The organism is Gemella sp. 27098_8_155 (assembly GCF_041433725.1).
GTDB classification, from domain to species: domain Bacteria; phylum Bacillota; class Bacilli; order Staphylococcales; family Gemellaceae; genus Gemella; species Gemella haemolysans_D.
Window position 1 is genome coordinate 1 of the sequence record NZ_JAPWCA010000027.1, and the last position, 17,047, is coordinate 17,047.

The window sequence follows — 17,047 nt, forward strand, 5'->3', positions numbered from 1 at the left end:
TTGGGGGGGCATAGTTATTTTTTGACTCGAAAATTAAAAAATACAACGTCAATTTTCTTAACCGTGACCATTCTCTTTGATATGTTAATAGCCCTATTGTAGCATCTTACAACCATTTTGACTACTAAAAACAGGTCTTGTCTGACCGCAGATGACCGGCGATGACCGCATGGCTCCGATCATGCTATCGTCTATCTGCTAGACAAGACCTATGATTTTATATAAAGAGTTGATATTGCAATAATTTAACTTTTATGCTACAATGAGCATATACTAAATTTAGGAAGGAGTCAAAATGAAAATACTAAATATTATCGTTGGTGTTTTTTACTTAATCTTCGGATTATTCTTATGGAATCATCCTTTAGATACAATTGCTACATATTCAATTGCATTTGGGATAACACAATTATCAGCTGCCAGTGCACTCTTAATTTATAGCTTATATAAAAAGGTAAAACCTATTCCTTGGGGAAATATATTAGTATCCCTTGCAATTGGACTAAGTATGTTCTTAGTACCATTTGTTTCATTAATAGTTATTTTATGGATATTTATTTTTAGTTTTTTAAGTATGTCAATATTTCACCTTCAAAGCCTACTTAGAAACAGGGACCAAAAATGGTATATGATACAGATAGCTCTAGCAGTTTTAGGTATCATTTATTCTTTTATTATGTTATTAAATCCTATTGTAGGATTTGCAACTATAGCTAAAATATTAGCATTTGGAGTCATAACAAACGGTTTATCATATATTTTTTCGTTAAATAAAAATTAGCATAAAAAGTGTCTGAAAATATATTTTCAGACACTTAGATTGTTGACAAAAATACCGAAATATCAAGCTAGTATTGATGTTATGGTATTTTTTTTCAAAAAAAATAAGCCTTAAGGCAAAAATCCAGTAGTATTTAGTAGTATTAAGAGGGTTTATACCTCTCTTAATGCGATTGTTTTCATATTTTGGACGCAACAAGACAGCCAAGCGTACGACTGTACTTTGGCTTTTCCTCTATATCGTGCATACCTGTATCCGTGATTTTGTTTAGAATCCGCAAAGCTACGTTCTATTGTTTCTTTTCTTCTCTTATACAATAGTTTTCCTTCTTTTGATATACGTCTTAACCTAGCTTCATCATAATAATCCGCATTTATATGGCGTCTTATTATTTTCTTTTCGTTTTTATCATCACTCTTATATTGTTTATATCCATTTCTATCAATGTTTCTGTATCTAAATATTTCTCCTGTTCGTTTATCCACATATATATCTTTTTCTTGTAAGTATTTAAAATATTTGTTATCTTTTGATCTTGAGAATCTTCTATATCCTATTACTGAAAATATATTTTTTTTATCTAACTGTTTTAGTATGTCTAGAGAATAATATCCGCTATCTAACGCAACTTTACCTGGTATTAATCCAAAGGTTTTTTCTATCTGATTTAGTCTATCTATATACGGACCGCTATCATGAGTATTACCTGGAGTTATATGGCAATCTATAATTATATTGTTTTTCCCATCGACAGTTCTATGGTCTAAATACATAAAACCTTCTTCTTTATGGTCTCTGTGATAATATCCACTATCCGGATCGGTAGTGTTAATTTTCTGCTTTTTTACAACTTGTTCCTCTTTGTACTCAAAAGGCTTTTTTCCTTTTTTGTTTCTCTCTTCATTTATTTCTTTTTCTAAATCTAATTTTCTTTTTTTTATTTTTGTAGTTACTTCAACTTTGAATTTCTTTTTATTTGCGTTGGCTTTAATATGTGTTGAATCAGTAAAAAACTCATTACCACCTACTAGTTTCTTTTCTATTGCTTGATTTACTATATTAATAAATATTTGTTCGAACACATCAGTTCCTTGGAAACGTCGAATATAGTTTTGTGAAAATGTAGAGTAGTGTGGAACTGGTTTAGAAAATGGTATCCCTAAAAACCATCTAAATGCAGCATCTGTTTCTATTCTTTTTATTGTTTCTCTCATTGATTTTATTCCATAGAAATCTTTTAAAAACACTAATTTGAATAATACTACAGGGTCTAAACAATTTCTACCTGATGTGTGGCTATAGTATTCTTCTGTCAAATCATAAATAAATTTAAAATCAATTGCTTCGGCTACTTTTCTTAAAAAGTGATTTGTAGGAACTAGTTCTGATAACGTCATTAATATTATTTCATCTTTGATATTTTCTTTTTTATTAAACATACTAAAAACCCCCTCTATATACTTATATTATAACATTTTCAGCACTTTTTCTCATTAAAATAGGCTGCTGACTCATGCAGTTTCTGCATTTGTCAACAGCCTGAAAAAAATAAGCCCTAATTAGGACTTATTTTTTAAAAATTATATTAGACTATTATATTCTTCTTCAGTTAAGTAACTTGAAATTGCACCCGTTTTTGTAGTTGTTAAACTAGCGTAGTTTGTCGAAAATTTTGCCATTTGTGCTAATTCTTCTTCTGAAATGTTATTAAGATTTTCATGATTTAATAGTTTCGATAAGAATGAACCAGCGAAAGCATCCCCTGCCCCCGTTGTATCAACAGCTTTTATGTTAGGTATTTCAGTTACTACTTTGTGATTTTCATAATAAACTTCTGCTCCATGTTCTCCTTTAGTATAAAGAACAACTTTCATGTGGCTAAAGTCTTTTTTCAAAGCTTCTTCGATATTAGTAGTTCCAGTTAAGAATTCTAATTCATTATCAGCAACTTTGATAACATCAACATAAGGTAAAAATTCTTTAATAGTTTCAAGATATACTCTATGATCATCCCAAAGATTGAATCGTAAGTTAACATCAAAAGAAATTAGCACGCCAGCTTCTTTAGCTTTTTTTAGTAATAGGTGATGGCTATCTTTTGATTCTTCTTGTATAGCAATACTTGCGAAGTGAATTGCTTCAATTTCCGATAAATCAACTTTTTCAACATCTTCTTTACTAATTCTTAATGTTGATGAACCTTTAAAGTAAAAACTAAATGAACGGTCTCCAGTTTCATCTAAAGAAACAAATGCTAATGGTGTAAAACTATCAGCTTTACGGCTTACATATCTACAGTCTACATTTTCATTTTTTAAAGTATTTTCTAGAAAATCACCAAAACCATCTTGTCCAAGTGATGTTAATAAATAACTCTTATGTCCTAGTTTTTGCGCAACACACGCAACGTTAGCTACACAACCTCCAGCCTCTTTTTTAAATGATTTTACTTTATCGATTGTTCCTACACCTTCACCAATAAAGTCAATTAGCATTTCTCCTATACATAAAACTGCCATTTTAGTTCTCCTCTCTAATTTCAATTGTTCCAAGTTCTTTTGCTAAATAATCAGTGGCTAAAATATTAACATTATGATTTTCTGGGTAGAATCTTGTTGAAAGTGCAAAAGATCCATCGTTTGCGAATAATTCTATAGATGAACTATCAAATACTATTTCCACATTTTCTAAATCCAGTTTATATTTTCTATCATCTCTTCCATAACCACTAGTTCCAAAAGATACTTTCAATTCTTTATTATCATAGCTTACTTTAAAATCAGCTACGCTAATTTCAAATTTATCGCCATGTTCTTGTTTATAATACCATGTATTTTTGTTAAAGTCATTAGTTTTAATATCGTTACCTAATAAATCTTTCACCGATTTGTGTAACGTTTGTCTAACTTTACCATCCTTGAAATTTACTACACGAGGTACAGTTAAACAGTTTTGATAACCAAACTTCACAGTCGGATTTGTATAGCTACTATCTGGTACATACATCCAACCTATTAAAACACGGTTATCATCTTCATCTAAGAATGTTTGTGCTGCATAAAAATCATGTCCATAATCTAATAATGTGAAGTTATCAAGTTTATCAACATTCTCAATTCCATCTTCAACTACAGAATATCCAATTTGATACACATTTTCATAATATGGGTACATTCTTGTAATACCTTGAGGTGAGAACATAAATATTTCTTTTCCATCTACTTCAAAATAATCAGGACATTCCCACATAAATCCTAGATTTTTTTCTGAATAAATAGTTTTATACGGTTTAAGAGTATCTTTATCATATACTAATAAACATCCATAATCATTACTATCTCTAGCACCTAGCACTAGATATTTTTTTCCGTTTTTTTCAAAAATTTTTGGATCCCTAACATGATTTGACATATTAGGATAATCGTCTGTTGTTAATAAACATTTTTTCTCAGTAAAATTAATTCCATCTTCCGTTTCAAAAGATATGGTATTATGACCACGTCCTTCATGAACGTAGTCATAATCTCCTTTATATTTCACATTCCCTGTGTAGTAGAAGACTAGCTTTCCATCTTCTATATTGGCACTTCCTGAATATACACCATGCGTTTCTTCTTCAATAGTTGGTGTTAGGAATACGCCACGATCTTCATAATTTTTTAGATCACTACTAGTATAGTAATACCATAGTTTTAATCCACCTTCTACTTCATAAGAATATTGGTGAAAAATATGATATTTACCTTTAAAGTAAGCTAATCCATTCGGATCGTTTAGCCAACCTTTAGTAGGTTCTAAATGAAGATTTTGTTTCCAGTTATTAGCTAGCATTTACAAGTTCCTTCTTAGTTTTGAAGAAGTATGCTGTTACTGAGAATGAAACGATGAATGATAATGCTAAACCAATACCAAATGTTGACCAGTGATTTGCAGGAATTGATAAGAATCCTGGAAGACCAGCCGCACCTAATGCAGATGCAAATACTTTGTTTAATCCAATCCATGCACTTCCTACCGCACTTCCTGCAATAGCTCCGTAGAATGGATATCTTAGTCTTAAGTTAACCCCGAACATAGCTGGCTCTGTAATACCTAGTAAAGCAGAAATACCAGATGCTGATGAGATTGATTTCATTTTTGTGTTTTTAGAGAATACTAATACCGCAAGAACCGCTGCACCTTGTGCTACGTTAGACATAGATGCGATTGGGAATATAAATGTTAATCCTGTTGCAGCTAGTAATTGAGTTTCGATAGCTGAGAAACTTTGGTGTAATCCTGTGATTACGATTGGTGCGTAGAATAAACCGAAAATACCTGCTCCTACGAATCCACCTTGCATGTATAACCATTGTAATCCTTGACCAAGTAAAGTACCAGCTTCACGAAGTACAGGTCCCATCCATGCGAATGTTACAAATCCAGTTACGAATAATGAAACTAATGGTGTAGTTAAGTTATCTAACCATGATGGAGTTACACGACGTAAGAATTTTTCGATTGTCGCTAATAACCAAGCAGCTGCAAGAATTGGTAATACAGTTCCTTGATATCCTACTTTAGCGATCTTAAATCCGAATACATCCCAGTACCCAAGAGTTGTAACTCTTTGAAGACCTTCTACAGCTTGACCACTTTGGTTAACGATATCTAAAGCTGGCGCAAGAAGTTGGTTTGTAGATGGATCTAATTTACCAAATGTATAGAAGTTCATTACATCTGGGTGAACCATTAACATCGCAAGAGCAGCTCCTAAATATGGATTCCCACCAAAACGTTTAGTAGCAGAGAATCCAATTAATACAGGTAAGAATACGAACGGCGCATTTGCAAATACGTTAACCATGTCTGCAAGTCCTGCGATACCTGGGTTAGCTTCAATAACTGATTTACCAGTGTAGAATAAATCTTTAGCTGTTAATACGTTATTGATACCCATTAAAAGACCACCAGCTACGATTGCTGGAATGATTGGAACGAAAATATCACTTAACATTTTTACAAAACGTTGAAGTGGATTTCCTTTTGTTTTTTTAACAGTTTCACTTGAATCTTCTTCACTATTTGAAGCAGCACCTTTGAATACTTCATTATATGCTGCGTAAACTTGTTGAACAAGACCACTTCCGAAGATTAGTTGAAGTTGACCATTGTTAAAGAATACACCTTTAACACCTTCGATATCTTCTAATTTTTCTTTATTATATTTTTTTTCATCGTTTAATTCTAAACGAAGACGAGTTGCACAGTGAACAACAGAGCGTAAGTTTTCTTGACCACCACTATGTTCAACAACTTCTTTTATAACTTTTTTTAAGTCCATAGTTCTTTCTCCTTTTTTATTTTTTAATTTTATATAACGACTTTTAACATTCACCAGAATTTAATGGTAACGTTACTTTTTATTGTACACCTCTTAATATCAAATTGTCAAGAGGAAAAAGTAACGTTACCATATTTTTTATAAATAGTAGCTTCCTTGCTTCAAAGTATTATTTTTGTTATAATCTAATAACTATAAAATAGGAGGCTTATATGGATTTTTCAATTAAAAATCTATTTACTAGTGTTTTTACAAACATTAATCGATATAAATTCACATACATTTCAATAGCTGCTATAATTCAACTAATTCTTGTATGTGGTTTATGGTTAATCGCTAGAGTTTTTCAACTAGCACTTACCCTCGCTGGTGAAGAACATCTTGACAAGAATAATATTCTTCATATATTAACTAACCCCTATAGTTTTATAATTCTTAATCTTTTAATACTTATCGTTGCATTTTTTATGTTTATAGAATTTTCTATACTGACATTTACGATATACGGACAACTAACAGATAAGAAATATTCATATCGAAAGATTTTAAAAAATGCATGGAATAAAACAAAAAATTTGGCAGGATATCAAACTCTATTTTTTATAATTTATTTCATAATTACTATCCCTACTGTTAATCTAGGGGTAAAATCTGTTTTAGCTAAAAACTTATTTATTCCTAAGTTTATAAGCGGTGAAATAATGAAAACCAATAGTGGACTTATTATTTGGGGAACAATTATGATAGTTTTTGCTTATCTAAATCTTAGATTAATTTTCACACTTCCTCTTACAGCTGTTGGAGATGAGAATATACTCGATAGTATTAAAAGGAGCTGGGAACTTACAAAAACCGGTAAAAGAAAACTTGTAATCACTATTATATTATTTGAAACAATATACATCATTATTGCAGTAATTTTAATCGGTGTTATCACCTTCTTATGTATTTATGTTGATAAGGATGGTAGTAATCCTATAGTTCAAACCTTATTTTTCTCAGCAATAAGTGCAATTATCTTCTTTATAGGGGTACTCTCAAAAATAACTGTTATTACTTCATTAGTTACTGTGCTAATAGATCAAAACGAAATATCAGAAGAACTAGTTAATAATCTTAATGAAAATAAGAAAAAATCTAGATTAGTAGCAACCTTTACTACTATAATAATTGTTATTGCAGCTATTATTAATGGTTTTAATATTTATGGAAATGGAGTCAACAAAAATATTGAAACTATTGCTCATAGAGGATATGTCGCAAAGGGAGTAGAAAATTCTATCGAAGCTCTTGAAGGTGCGGCTGAAGTCGGAGCTAATTACGTAGAATTAGATATATTGCTAACTAAAGACAATAAATTCATTGTAATACATGACTATAACCTTAAAAGACTTGCAGGTATTAATAAACGAGTTCAAGATATGAACTTCGATGAGGTTGTTGGTCTACAAATAAAACAAGGAGACCATACTAGTAAAATACCTTCTTTAGAAGAATTTGTAAATAAAGCTAAGGATTTAAATATGAATTTAGTAATAGAACTAAAACCTCATGGTGGTGAACCAAGTAACTACATCGACATTCTTATTGAAGAAATAAAAAGATTAAAACTTGAAAATTATAAATTCATGTCACTTAATTCTAAAGTTATGGAAGAACTTGAAACAAAGGAACCAAATTTAGAAACTGGTTATGTAATCCCTCTTCAATTTGGAAACTTTCACCAAACTAATGTCGATTTTTTCGTAATAGAAGACTTCTCATACAGAGATCGTCTAGTAGAACAAGCTAAAAAACAAAACAAAAAAGTTTTTGTCTGGACAATAAATGATCCAGCTTTAATTACTAGATACTTACAAAGCTCTGCAGATGGTATTATTACCGATGAACCTGAACTTGTAAAAGAAGAAAAAAATATCTTAGAAAATAACTACTCATATTATGATAAAATACTAAGACTTATTAATATATAAAAAATATCGACTGAAATTTGATTGTTTCAGTCGATGATTTTTATTATCCTGTGATTTTTTTAATAACAGTTTCTAAGACTTTTATTTGCTCTTGTAATTTTTCTTTAGAAGTATCTTCATTCAACAATTTTCTAGCAAAAGCTCTTGCTTTCCTATACTCAGTTTGCAATTCTGGAGTTGCTTGAGTATACTTTTCAGTTTTTATTAAATTATTATCTACCAATGTTTGTAACTTCGTTTTAAGTTGTTCGGTAGTTTCTGATATATTCTCTTCAGGTTTAGATTCTATACCCTCATTGCTATTTAGTTTCTCTATTTCTGAGATAAGTACTTTTAATACTTCAACAGTTGTTGCTTCTTTGATTCTCTTGAAATATTTTGTTTTATCTTGAATAAACTCAGAATTTAGTACTTTGCTTTTCGCTTCACTTCTAACTTTCTCCAATTCTTCACTTCCCGTTACTGAATTATTACTTGGAGTTGTATTTTCTACAACACTATTATTTTTAGAATTTTCATCTTTTAAAATATCTATAGCACTAGCTAGCTTTTTAATTCTAAGTTCTAATTCATTTTTATCAACATCAACTTTAGCTAATGTTTTTTCAGCATTTTCTTTCGATTTAAGCCATGCTTTCTCTTGAGCTGTACCATTCATTTTATAATTAGTCTCTATTCTTAAATCATTAGCAACTAATTCTTGTAGTTTAGTTTTTAGTCTTTCAATATCTTCACTTACTGCTGGCTGTATACCATTATTTGGAGACTCAACTTTTGGTTTTTCTACTACTGTATAATTTCCTTCAGAATTTTTATACACATATGTTACTTCTGTTTTATCCCCAATACGGCTATTTAAAGCACTATTATCTTTTACTTTAGCAAGTGTATATCCTACTAAATCGGCTTTCCCAACTGAAACTGGAAAGTGATCATATACTTTTAAAATCTTGTCTTCTGCAATCTTCTTACCTGCTTCATCTTGATATTTAAATGTTATATTTTTTACCTCTGGTACTACCTGTCCACCAGTTTTTTCTACAATAGCTCGAACTTGATGAGAGGTGTCAAAATTAACCCCATCCACCGCAAATGTATAAGTAAACGTCATGTTTTCTTTTAAATTACCTGGTAATATTATTTCAGCAATTTGGAATGTTCCATTTCCAAGGATACCATTATTCACACCGCTTTTACCTGCTAAAACCATCTTAATTAAATCACTCTCAGCACCTTCGATAGGCCACTCTACTCCATTTTGATCGACTATTTTAACTTTTGTTTTAACCTCATTCAAATTAGCTCCATATAAGTGAACCTCAGTTTTTTTACTAACTTGATTCGATGCTACTGTAGTTTCAGTTTTCTCTACTCCATCATTTACAGCGCCTGTTCCACTAGTTCTATATGATGTAATTGTCAAATTTGATAATACTGGTTTTGTACTATCTTGATTTCTACCCACTACCGTAAATGTGGGCTTATCTCTTCTGTCTCTTTTGTCTAATGTTGTAATATTAACCTCTTTGCCATTTTGATATAATTTCACTTTGTATGATTTCGATGTATTTGTGTTATTCTCTGGAAAATTTATTTTTGCTATAAGATCATTACCACGTTTTTCATAAACAACACTACTTGTTAATGAACTATTCTCTTCCACTGAATCAGAATTAAATACTCTTATTTTCACATTACTTGTGGTCAAATTATCCCCTTTTAAAACTAGAGTACCTAATCCTCCTCCTTGGAGAACTTCATTTTCTAGCGAATAATTTGTTATTCTAGCATCTTCTACGAATGCTTCTTGTATTTTTTCTATTGATTTATCTGTTTCTATTCCATCTATAGCAGCTACAAATTTGTAATTAACTACTTTATTACTTTCATTTTTTGGAACAGTAATTGTATAACTTACTTTATTAGTTGACTCAGTTAAAAATTTATCTATCGTCACATTATCTACTTTTTTTCCATCTCGATATGCAACAAGTCCTACTTTGTTTACATCTGTATTTTTAACTTCCACATCAAGTAATAACAATCCACCTTTACCTGGCAATTTATTTTGAACAATTGCTTCTTTAATAGACACTATATTACCATCTTCTCTTTTTGGGTTTTCCGGCGCTGTTTCTGTATTATTTTCTCCTGGTTTTTCTGGAGTTGGTTCTATATTACTTCCCTCAGGTTTTTCCGGTTTTGTTTCTGTATTATTTCCGCTAGGAGGTGTTACCTTCCCTCCTACTTTTTCAGCAATAGCATTAACTTCTTCAATAGTTTTAGCTGTTTTTAATTCCGCTCTCAATTTCAACTTATCTTCATGTTCTTTATTAGAAGCTAAAATCAATTTATTAACTTTTGTTTTTTCACTTCCAATAATAGCTGCATTAGTTTTTTCTGTTAAGTCTGAAATAGCAGTTTCCAATTGTTCTTTAGTAGCATTTGGATTTCTAAGTATTTTTTCTGCTTCTGTTCTAGCAAAAATCCATGCATTATTTGCTGGTTGATTTCCTTCGTTAGCGATGTATCCTTTTTCTGTTCTTAGTTCCCTACTAACTACTTTTTCAAGTTCACCACGTATTTTACTTAAATCCTCTTTTGGTTTGTCTTCTTTTTTTAATTCATCTAAATCTATAGAATCATAAAATTCATCTGTTCCTACTTTATATGGGATGAATTCTCCCTCTTCCTCTTTTAATATAAGATTAGTAGGGAATACTTCGATTCCTTGTCCTTTAACCTTAATAGTATATTCCTCTCCAACAGTTAACTGAACATTAGATAACATACCATTTTCACTTACAGCGACTACTTTATCTTTAGGATTATTTTTATTAATAAACTCAACTGTCACCTCGTTTAATTCAGGAGTTTTTCCATTTCTAACTAACATTTCAGGAATAACACCTTTTTTTAGTGGTTTCTCATCTGCTTTTGATTTTTTAATTTTTTCTAATACAGTAGTCAAGTTTCCAATATACCCTTTTACATAAATTGGTAAAGTCTCAGATTTAACGAGTTCTTCTTTAGCTGAATTTACAATATCTTTTAATTCTTTATTAGGTGATTTTTCTAATTCTGCTTCCGCTTCTTTGATTTTTTCTTTTAAATCTGTTTTCAAATAATTTAAATCTATTTTTTTCACCACAAATACTGGAATCTTAGTACCATTATAATCTTCTAATGTATAATCTTTATTCAAATCATTGTAAGAAATTTTTCCTTCTTCAGAAACATTTAAATTCACTGAATCCGGTCTGAATTCCCAGTTGAATTGATCATTTTTTGATACATTTACTATGTAATCTACACCATTCACTTTAGTTTCTAAATCCAACTCTACAATACCATTTTTATTAGATCTAGCATTTTTCAATGTTGTAATTTTCGTTCTAATACCATTAACAGATAACTCAACATTCTCAACAGGATTTCCATTTTCATCTACTACTTTATAGTACGATTTAACAGTTTTAATTTCATTATCATTTTTTCTTTCTTCTTTAAAGTCAATTACTCCGGTAGTTTCTTCGGTAACTGCTTTATTATCAATACTTACAATTTCTCCATCTTTATCAGTTGTAAATATAACATTCTCTCTATTAAATGCTGAGTCTCTTTTTTCAATTCTTAGTTCATATTTTTTATTAGGTTTAAGTTTATTAGCAGTAAATGTTAATGTACCATCTTCACCAGTTTTTTCTTGTTTTACAATATTTGGAATAATACCATCATACTCAAACAATCTAAATGGAACATTACTAATTGGCTTACCTGAACTATTAGTCACTTTTGCAGTAATACCATCCAATGTAACTACATCATCCTCAGGTGTTTCTTCTTTTTCTATTTTTTTTACTTCTAAATTTTGTATTATTTCGTTAGTTTTTACATTGTATAATACAGAGAATCCATCCTCTTCTTTTGCTACTACATCAATATCTTCCATTTGATATTTCTCATTATCATTTAAAGATAATGTATAAACTTCATCCTTAGTAAGTTCCAGTCCACTAAGCATGCCTTTATTAGTATTTTTTTCAATTACTTCATTGTCATTTTTTTTATTAACTAGTATGTATGTCAACTTATCAATTACAGGTTTATTTTCATTTGTTACAACTAAATCATCAATGACTAATTTTTTAGGTTCTGATAATTTTTCTTTAATGTTTAGTTTAATATTTTTCACATTCCAAGCATAATCCCCAACTCCTACTTTTAAGTTAATAGGAACTACCTTACCTTGATTTTTAGTTAAGAATTCCTCTGTAAATGTAAAATCAAATTTTGATGTTTCTGGATTATAAGTCGCACTTACCCCGTCGACATTAGTAGTGACTTCTGAGAATAGATTAATAGGCTCATCACTTTCGAATACTTTCGCTAGTTTTTCACCTAATTCATTTAAGCCTTTAAATGGACTGTCTATTGTTACATTTGATTTAGAAACATCAACAGTTTTATCATAATTTATTCTTTGCCCTGCGAAACTAACACTTCCTTCACCTTCCTGTTGTTTAGCTACTCTATCGGCAATATACTGCTCAAGTCCCGAATAATCACTAATATGATTCCCACCTAATACTAAATCCTTTATATTAGTAAGATTTTTAATTGGTGTTATATCTGAAATATTATTACTTCCAAGTGATAACATTTCCAATTTAGTAAGATTTTTCACTACTGAAATATCTTTTATTCCCCCACTAATAATTGGATGAACAGGGTCACCTGTTTGGTCGTTGTTATTATGAAGGTCTAAATGTTTTAAATTAGTAAGTTTGGCTAAAGGTGAAATATTTTCTATCTTGTTAGCATATAAGTCTAAGTATTCTAAATTTGTTAATTCTGATAATGGCTGTAAATCTGAAATCCTATTTCTTATTAATGATAATTTAGTTAATTTATTCAATTTAGCAATTGGTGATAAATCACTTACTTCATTTTCATTTAAGTCTAGTTTTTCTAAATTTACTGCATTTTCTAATCCTAGTAAATTCTTAATTCCATGTGTTTGAATAAATTTAAACTCTGGTGTATCTTTTAAAGATGTTGTAGTAAGTATATTTTTTCCTTCTTTATCCCTTAAACTAAGTTCTTTTAGAGATTCAAGTTCTTTTTTAGTTATTTTTTGATCATCAGCTCTTTCACTGCTTAAGTTTTTATTAATTAATTTTTTAAGAACTGGATCGTTAATGATTACTTCTTCATCCTTATCACTATTTTCTTGGCCTTTAGGTTTAGTTGTCTCAGATACGTTGCCTGGTTGTTCACCTGGAACTGGTTTCTCTGTTTTTGATTGCTCTGGTTTTACTTCTGGTTTCGGTTGTTCCGGTTTCATCTCTGGTTTCGGTTGCTCCGGTTTCACCTCTGGTTTCGGCTGCTCCGGTTTCACCTCTGATTTCGGTTGTTCCGGTTTCACCTCTGGTTTCGGTTGTTCCGGTTTTACCTCTGGTTTCGGTTGTCCTGGTTTTACTTCTGGTTTCGGTTGTTCAGGTTTCATCTCTGGTTTCGGTTGTTCCGGTTTCACCTCTGGTTTCGGTTGTTCCGGTTTCACCTCTGGTTTTGGCTGCTCTGGTTTTACTTCTGGTTTTGGTTGCTCCGGTTTTACTTCTGATTTTGGTTGCTCCGGTTTTACTTCTGGTTTTGGCTGCTCTGGTTTTACCTCTGGTTTTGGTTGCTCTGGTTTTACTTCTGGTTTTACTCCTGGTTTTGGCTGCTCTGGTTTTACCTCTGGTTTCGGTTGCTCCGGTTTTACTTCTGGCGTTGGAGTTACTTCTGGTTTTTCTGTCTTAACTTCTGGCGTCTGTTTCTCCTCTGGTTTCTCTTGTTTTGCTTCAGGTACTGAATTATCTTCTACATGATACTTAACATCCACTCTTAATCTATTACCTGCAATATTAATTGTTTGTGAAGCACTTCTTTCCACTATTGCTGTATTAGGTAAAGTTTTTTTCCCATTCGAAATTAATTTTTTTATTGTTTCTAGCTGTTCTTTAGTTACTTTCTTTTCTATTTTTTGTCCAGCTTTTATACTTGCAATATGATATGAAGCTACTCTATTACCATTTAACATAACATTTACATCTATATCTGTTAGGTCTTTAGTTGCAGCTAACTCAATTACTGCTCCTCCATCTCTTTCTAATACACGCATATTAATATCTTTATTAGCCTGTACTTCTATATTTTCTTTCGCTTTCAATAATTGTATATTAGCTTGAGATGAAACAACTAAACTTGAAGCTATCATTACTGAAGCTATTCCCATACTAAATTTTCTAATTGAAAATACTTCTTTTCTACTAAATAAATTTTTCATACTTTTTCTCCATATTTATAGATTTACTTTATACTTTTTGTTGTATTACACCTACTATATTATAGCAATATAAGTGCTTTTTCAACACCCCTTCTATCTATATAGAAAAGTTTAAATAAAGTAATTTTTTTATTTTAATTACCTTTTTCTTTGTAATATCACAATCAAAAACTAAAAAATATCATATTATCATTATATTCAGAAAAATAATAATTTTTTTAGTAAATAACTAAGTAAATAATAATGGAAATCAAAAAAGCTAGAAACCATTTTAGATTCCTAGCCTTATAATTTATATTCTATACTAATTTTACAAAATATCTCAACGTTCTAATTAGTTGTGCAGTGTATGACATTTCATTATCATACCAAGAAACAACCTTAACCATTTGATTTTCGCCTTGTCCAATAACTTTTGTTTGTGTGGCATCAAATAACGAACCATAACTCATTCCTATTATATCAGAAGATACTATAGGATCTTCTGTATATCCATATGATTCATTAGCTGCTTTTTTCATAACTTCATTAATTTTTTCTACTGTAGCATTTTTTTCAATTGTTACAAATAGTTCTGTTAACGAACCAGTTGGAACGGGTACTCTTTGAGCTGCTCCATCTAAACGTCCATTTAACTCTGGTATAACTAATCCTATAGCCTTAGCAGCACCTGTAGTATTAGGAACTATATTTTCTGCTGCTGCTCTTCCACGTCTAAAATCTCCCTTATTATGAGATCCATCTAAAGTATGCTGATCTCCTGTATATCCGTGGATAGTTGTCATTAAACCATGTACAATACCGAAGTTATCATGTAATACTTTTGCCATTGGAGCAAGACAGTTTGTAGTGCATGATGCACCCGAGATTACAGTTTCTTCCCCAGTTAATATTTCATGATTAACATTATATACAATAGTTTTGACATCTGAGCCACCTGGTGCAGAAAGTAGTACTTTCCTAGCTCCCGCTCTTATGTGCGCTTCAGCTTTATCCTTACTGTTAAAACGTCCGCTACATTCTAGAACAATATCTACACCTAACTCTTTCCATGGTAAATTTTCTGGATCTGGTTCTCCAAAAACTTTAATTTCTTTACCATTTACGATAAACGCTCCCTCTCCTTCTTCTACAGTCCCTGGAAAAGGTCCTTGCGTTGTATCATATTTTAACAGATAAACTATTTGATTTATCGGTCTCATTCTTGATCTATTGACAGCTACAACCTCAATATCATCTGCATGCTGAGCCTGAATCTGTCTTAAGACCAATCTCCCAATACGACCAAAACCATTAATAGCAACTTTTATTGTCATGTGTTTTTCCCCCTGTTAATTATTTTACTCCTATAAGATAACTCATATGCTCATCCCTTTTACAACTTGAATTTCTTTTAAGTAAAATTATATGACAAACTAAACTTTTTAATTCATTATTTAATTGTGATTACCTATAAGAAATCTTATAGTAAGCGTTTCAAAACACCTAATTTCAGTATAGCATATAAAATTCTGTATTTCAATCGAGAAAATACAAATCATTATTCTTAAAATAAAAATAATACTAATTTTGTTTTATTATCATTTTATAAATCGTTTTCAACATTAATTTAAATATTTTATATTAAAATATTTAAATTATAAATTTTTAAAAAATAATTTCATATTGAAATTTCCTAATTTATAAATTATACTTATTATTGTAGACAATAAAAGGAGCTATATTTATTATGAAAAATAAAAAATTTGTTATGACTATTTCATCAGTTTTAGCAACTGTTGTTCTTGCAACAGGATGTGCACAAAAAACTGAAGAAAAAAAAGAAGAAAATAAGAGTGGAGATAACAAGATAACTCTTACTTATGATCAGCTTAGATCTAGAGAAAATACAATGGGTGCTTTATGGTATCAAAACGCAGCTGAAGTAGATGCTTTATACCAACAAGGTTATAATGTTGCTACTAGTAGATTAAAAGAACTACTAAAACAACCTACTGATAAACCTTATTCAATCGTATTAGACTTAGATGAAACAGTATTAGATAACGTTCCATATCAAGTTAAAAATGTTAAAGATGGAACTGCATTCAACCCGAAAAGTTGGGATGAATGGGTTCAAAAAGCCGAAGCTAAACCTGTAGCTGGAGCTAAAGAATTCTTACAATTTGCTGACAAAAATAAAGTTCAAATTTACTACATTTCTGACAGAACTGATTCACAAGTAGATGCTACTATCAAAAACCTTGAAGCACAAGGTATTCCAGTTCAAGGGCGCGATCACCTAATGTTCAAAAAAGAAGGTGACAAATCTAAAGAAGGACGTCGACAAGAAGTTATTAAACATACTAACCTAGTTATGTTATTTGGAGATAACTTAGTAGACTTCGCTGAATTCTCTACTACATCAGAACCTGATAGAGATAAAATGTTTGAACAATTAAAAGCTGAATTTGGTGAAAAATTCATAATCTTCCCTAACCCACTGTACGGATCATGGGAATCAGCAGTATATAAAGGTGAGAAAAAAGATGCTAAAGGACAATCTGAAGCTCGTCTAAATGCACTTAAAGGATACTAATCTAAAAGAATAACAAATTACCATAAATAAAAAATATAAGTGATTTAAAATATAATTTAAAAAT

At 30.6% G+C, this 17,047-nt stretch carries 9 protein-coding genes; 3 read left to right on the top strand and 6 right to left on the bottom strand.

Features of this window, described 5'->3' with window-relative positions; translation table 11 throughout:
- The first annotated feature begins 295 nt into the window (after positions 1–295).
- A complete protein-coding gene (locus O5Y44_RS08295; protein WP_006363878.1) occupies positions 296–781 on the top strand; it encodes a DUF308 domain-containing protein in 486 nt (161 codons plus the stop codon).
- Between the two features lie 152 nt (positions 782–933).
- Here O5Y44_RS08295 and O5Y44_RS08300 read toward each other — a convergent pair whose 3' ends face one another.
- The 4 genes from O5Y44_RS08300 to O5Y44_RS08315 all read right to left on the bottom strand — a co-directional run bounded on the left by O5Y44_RS08300 (position 934) and on the right by O5Y44_RS08315 (position 6,104).
- Positions 934–2,220, bottom strand: coding sequence for an IS1182 family transposase (locus O5Y44_RS08300; RefSeq protein WP_102170455.1), 1,287 nt, complete (start codon positions 2,218–2,220; stop codon positions 934–936).
- Positions 2,221–2,361: 141 nt separating this feature from the next.
- Positions 2,362–3,300 (bottom strand): carbohydrate kinase family protein, encoded by a 939-nt coding sequence (locus O5Y44_RS08305; protein WP_271987117.1) that lies wholly within the window; start codon positions 3,298–3,300, stop codon positions 2,362–2,364.
- Position 3,301: 1 nt separating this feature from the next.
- Entirely contained in the window at positions 3,302–4,612 is a 1,311-nt protein-coding gene (locus tag O5Y44_RS08310; protein WP_271987118.1) for a glycoside hydrolase family 32 protein, read from the bottom strand.
- Positions 4,602–6,104: a sucrose-specific PTS transporter subunit IIBC gene (locus tag O5Y44_RS08315; RefSeq protein ID WP_271987119.1), complete on the bottom strand. Its 1,503-nt coding sequence runs from the start codon at positions 6,102–6,104 to the stop codon at positions 4,602–4,604. The genes O5Y44_RS08310 and O5Y44_RS08315 overlap by 11 nt, the downstream gene beginning before the upstream one ends.
- Before the next feature lie 212 nt (positions 6,105–6,316).
- Between O5Y44_RS08315 and O5Y44_RS08320 the strand changes: the two genes are divergently transcribed.
- Positions 6,317–8,077, top strand: a complete 1,761-nt coding sequence (locus tag O5Y44_RS08320; RefSeq protein WP_271987121.1) for a glycerophosphodiester phosphodiesterase — start codon at positions 6,317–6,319, stop codon at positions 8,075–8,077.
- A 43-nt stretch (positions 8,078–8,120) separates the two neighbouring features.
- Here the strand turns inward: O5Y44_RS08320 and O5Y44_RS08325 are convergent, their stop codons facing one another.
- Together O5Y44_RS08325 and gap are read right to left on the bottom strand one after the other, a co-directional pair.
- Positions 8,121–14,405, bottom strand: a complete 6,285-nt coding sequence (locus O5Y44_RS08325) for a leucine-rich repeat domain-containing protein (protein ID WP_371465939.1) — start codon at positions 14,403–14,405, stop codon at positions 8,121–8,123.
- Between the two features lie 299 nt (positions 14,406–14,704).
- Complete coding sequence (gene gap / locus O5Y44_RS08330; RefSeq protein ID WP_271965942.1) at positions 14,705–15,721, bottom strand: type I glyceraldehyde-3-phosphate dehydrogenase; 1,017 nt, start codon at positions 15,719–15,721, stop codon at positions 14,705–14,707.
- Positions 15,722–16,134: 413 nt separating this feature from the next.
- On the opposite strand from gap, the gene O5Y44_RS08335 reads away from it, so the two are divergent.
- On the top strand, positions 16,135–16,983 hold the full coding sequence (locus O5Y44_RS08335) for a 5'-nucleotidase, lipoprotein e(P4) family (protein ID WP_271965944.1): 849 nt from the start codon (positions 16,135–16,137) through the stop codon (positions 16,981–16,983).
- The last annotated feature ends 64 nt before the right edge of the window (positions 16,984–17,047 follow it).

What these genes read in the sequence shown, in the direction of transcription:
- O5Y44_RS08335 (WP_271965944.1), top strand. Translation starts at nt 16,135, where the DNA reads ATGAAAAATAAAAAATTTGTTATGACTATTTCATCAGTTTTAGCAACT.
- O5Y44_RS08320 (WP_271987121.1), top strand. Translation starts at nt 6,317, where the DNA reads ATGGATTTTTCAATTAAAAATCTATTTACTAGTGTTTTTACAAACATT.
- O5Y44_RS08300 (WP_102170455.1), bottom strand. Translation starts at nt 2,220, where the DNA reads ATGTTTAATAAAAAAGAAAATATCAAAGATGAAATAATATTAATGACG.
- O5Y44_RS08295 (WP_006363878.1), top strand. Translation starts at nt 296, where the DNA reads ATGAAAATACTAAATATTATCGTTGGTGTTTTTTACTTAATCTTCGGA.
- O5Y44_RS08310 (WP_271987118.1), bottom strand. Translation starts at nt 4,612, where the DNA reads ATGCTAGCTAATAACTGGAAACAAAATCTTCATTTAGAACCTACTAAA.
- gap (WP_271965942.1), bottom strand. Translation starts at nt 15,721, where the DNA reads ATGACAATAAAAGTTGCTATTAATGGTTTTGGTCGTATTGGGAGATTG.
- O5Y44_RS08315 (WP_271987119.1), bottom strand. Translation starts at nt 6,104, where the DNA reads ATGGACTTAAAAAAAGTTATAAAAGAAGTTGTTGAACATAGTGGTGGT.
- O5Y44_RS08325 (WP_371465939.1), bottom strand. Translation starts at nt 14,405, where the DNA reads ATGAAAAATTTATTTAGTAGAAAAGAAGTATTTTCAATTAGAAAATTT.
- O5Y44_RS08305 (WP_271987117.1), bottom strand. Translation starts at nt 3,300, where the DNA reads ATGGCAGTTTTATGTATAGGAGAAATGCTAATTGACTTTATTGGTGAA.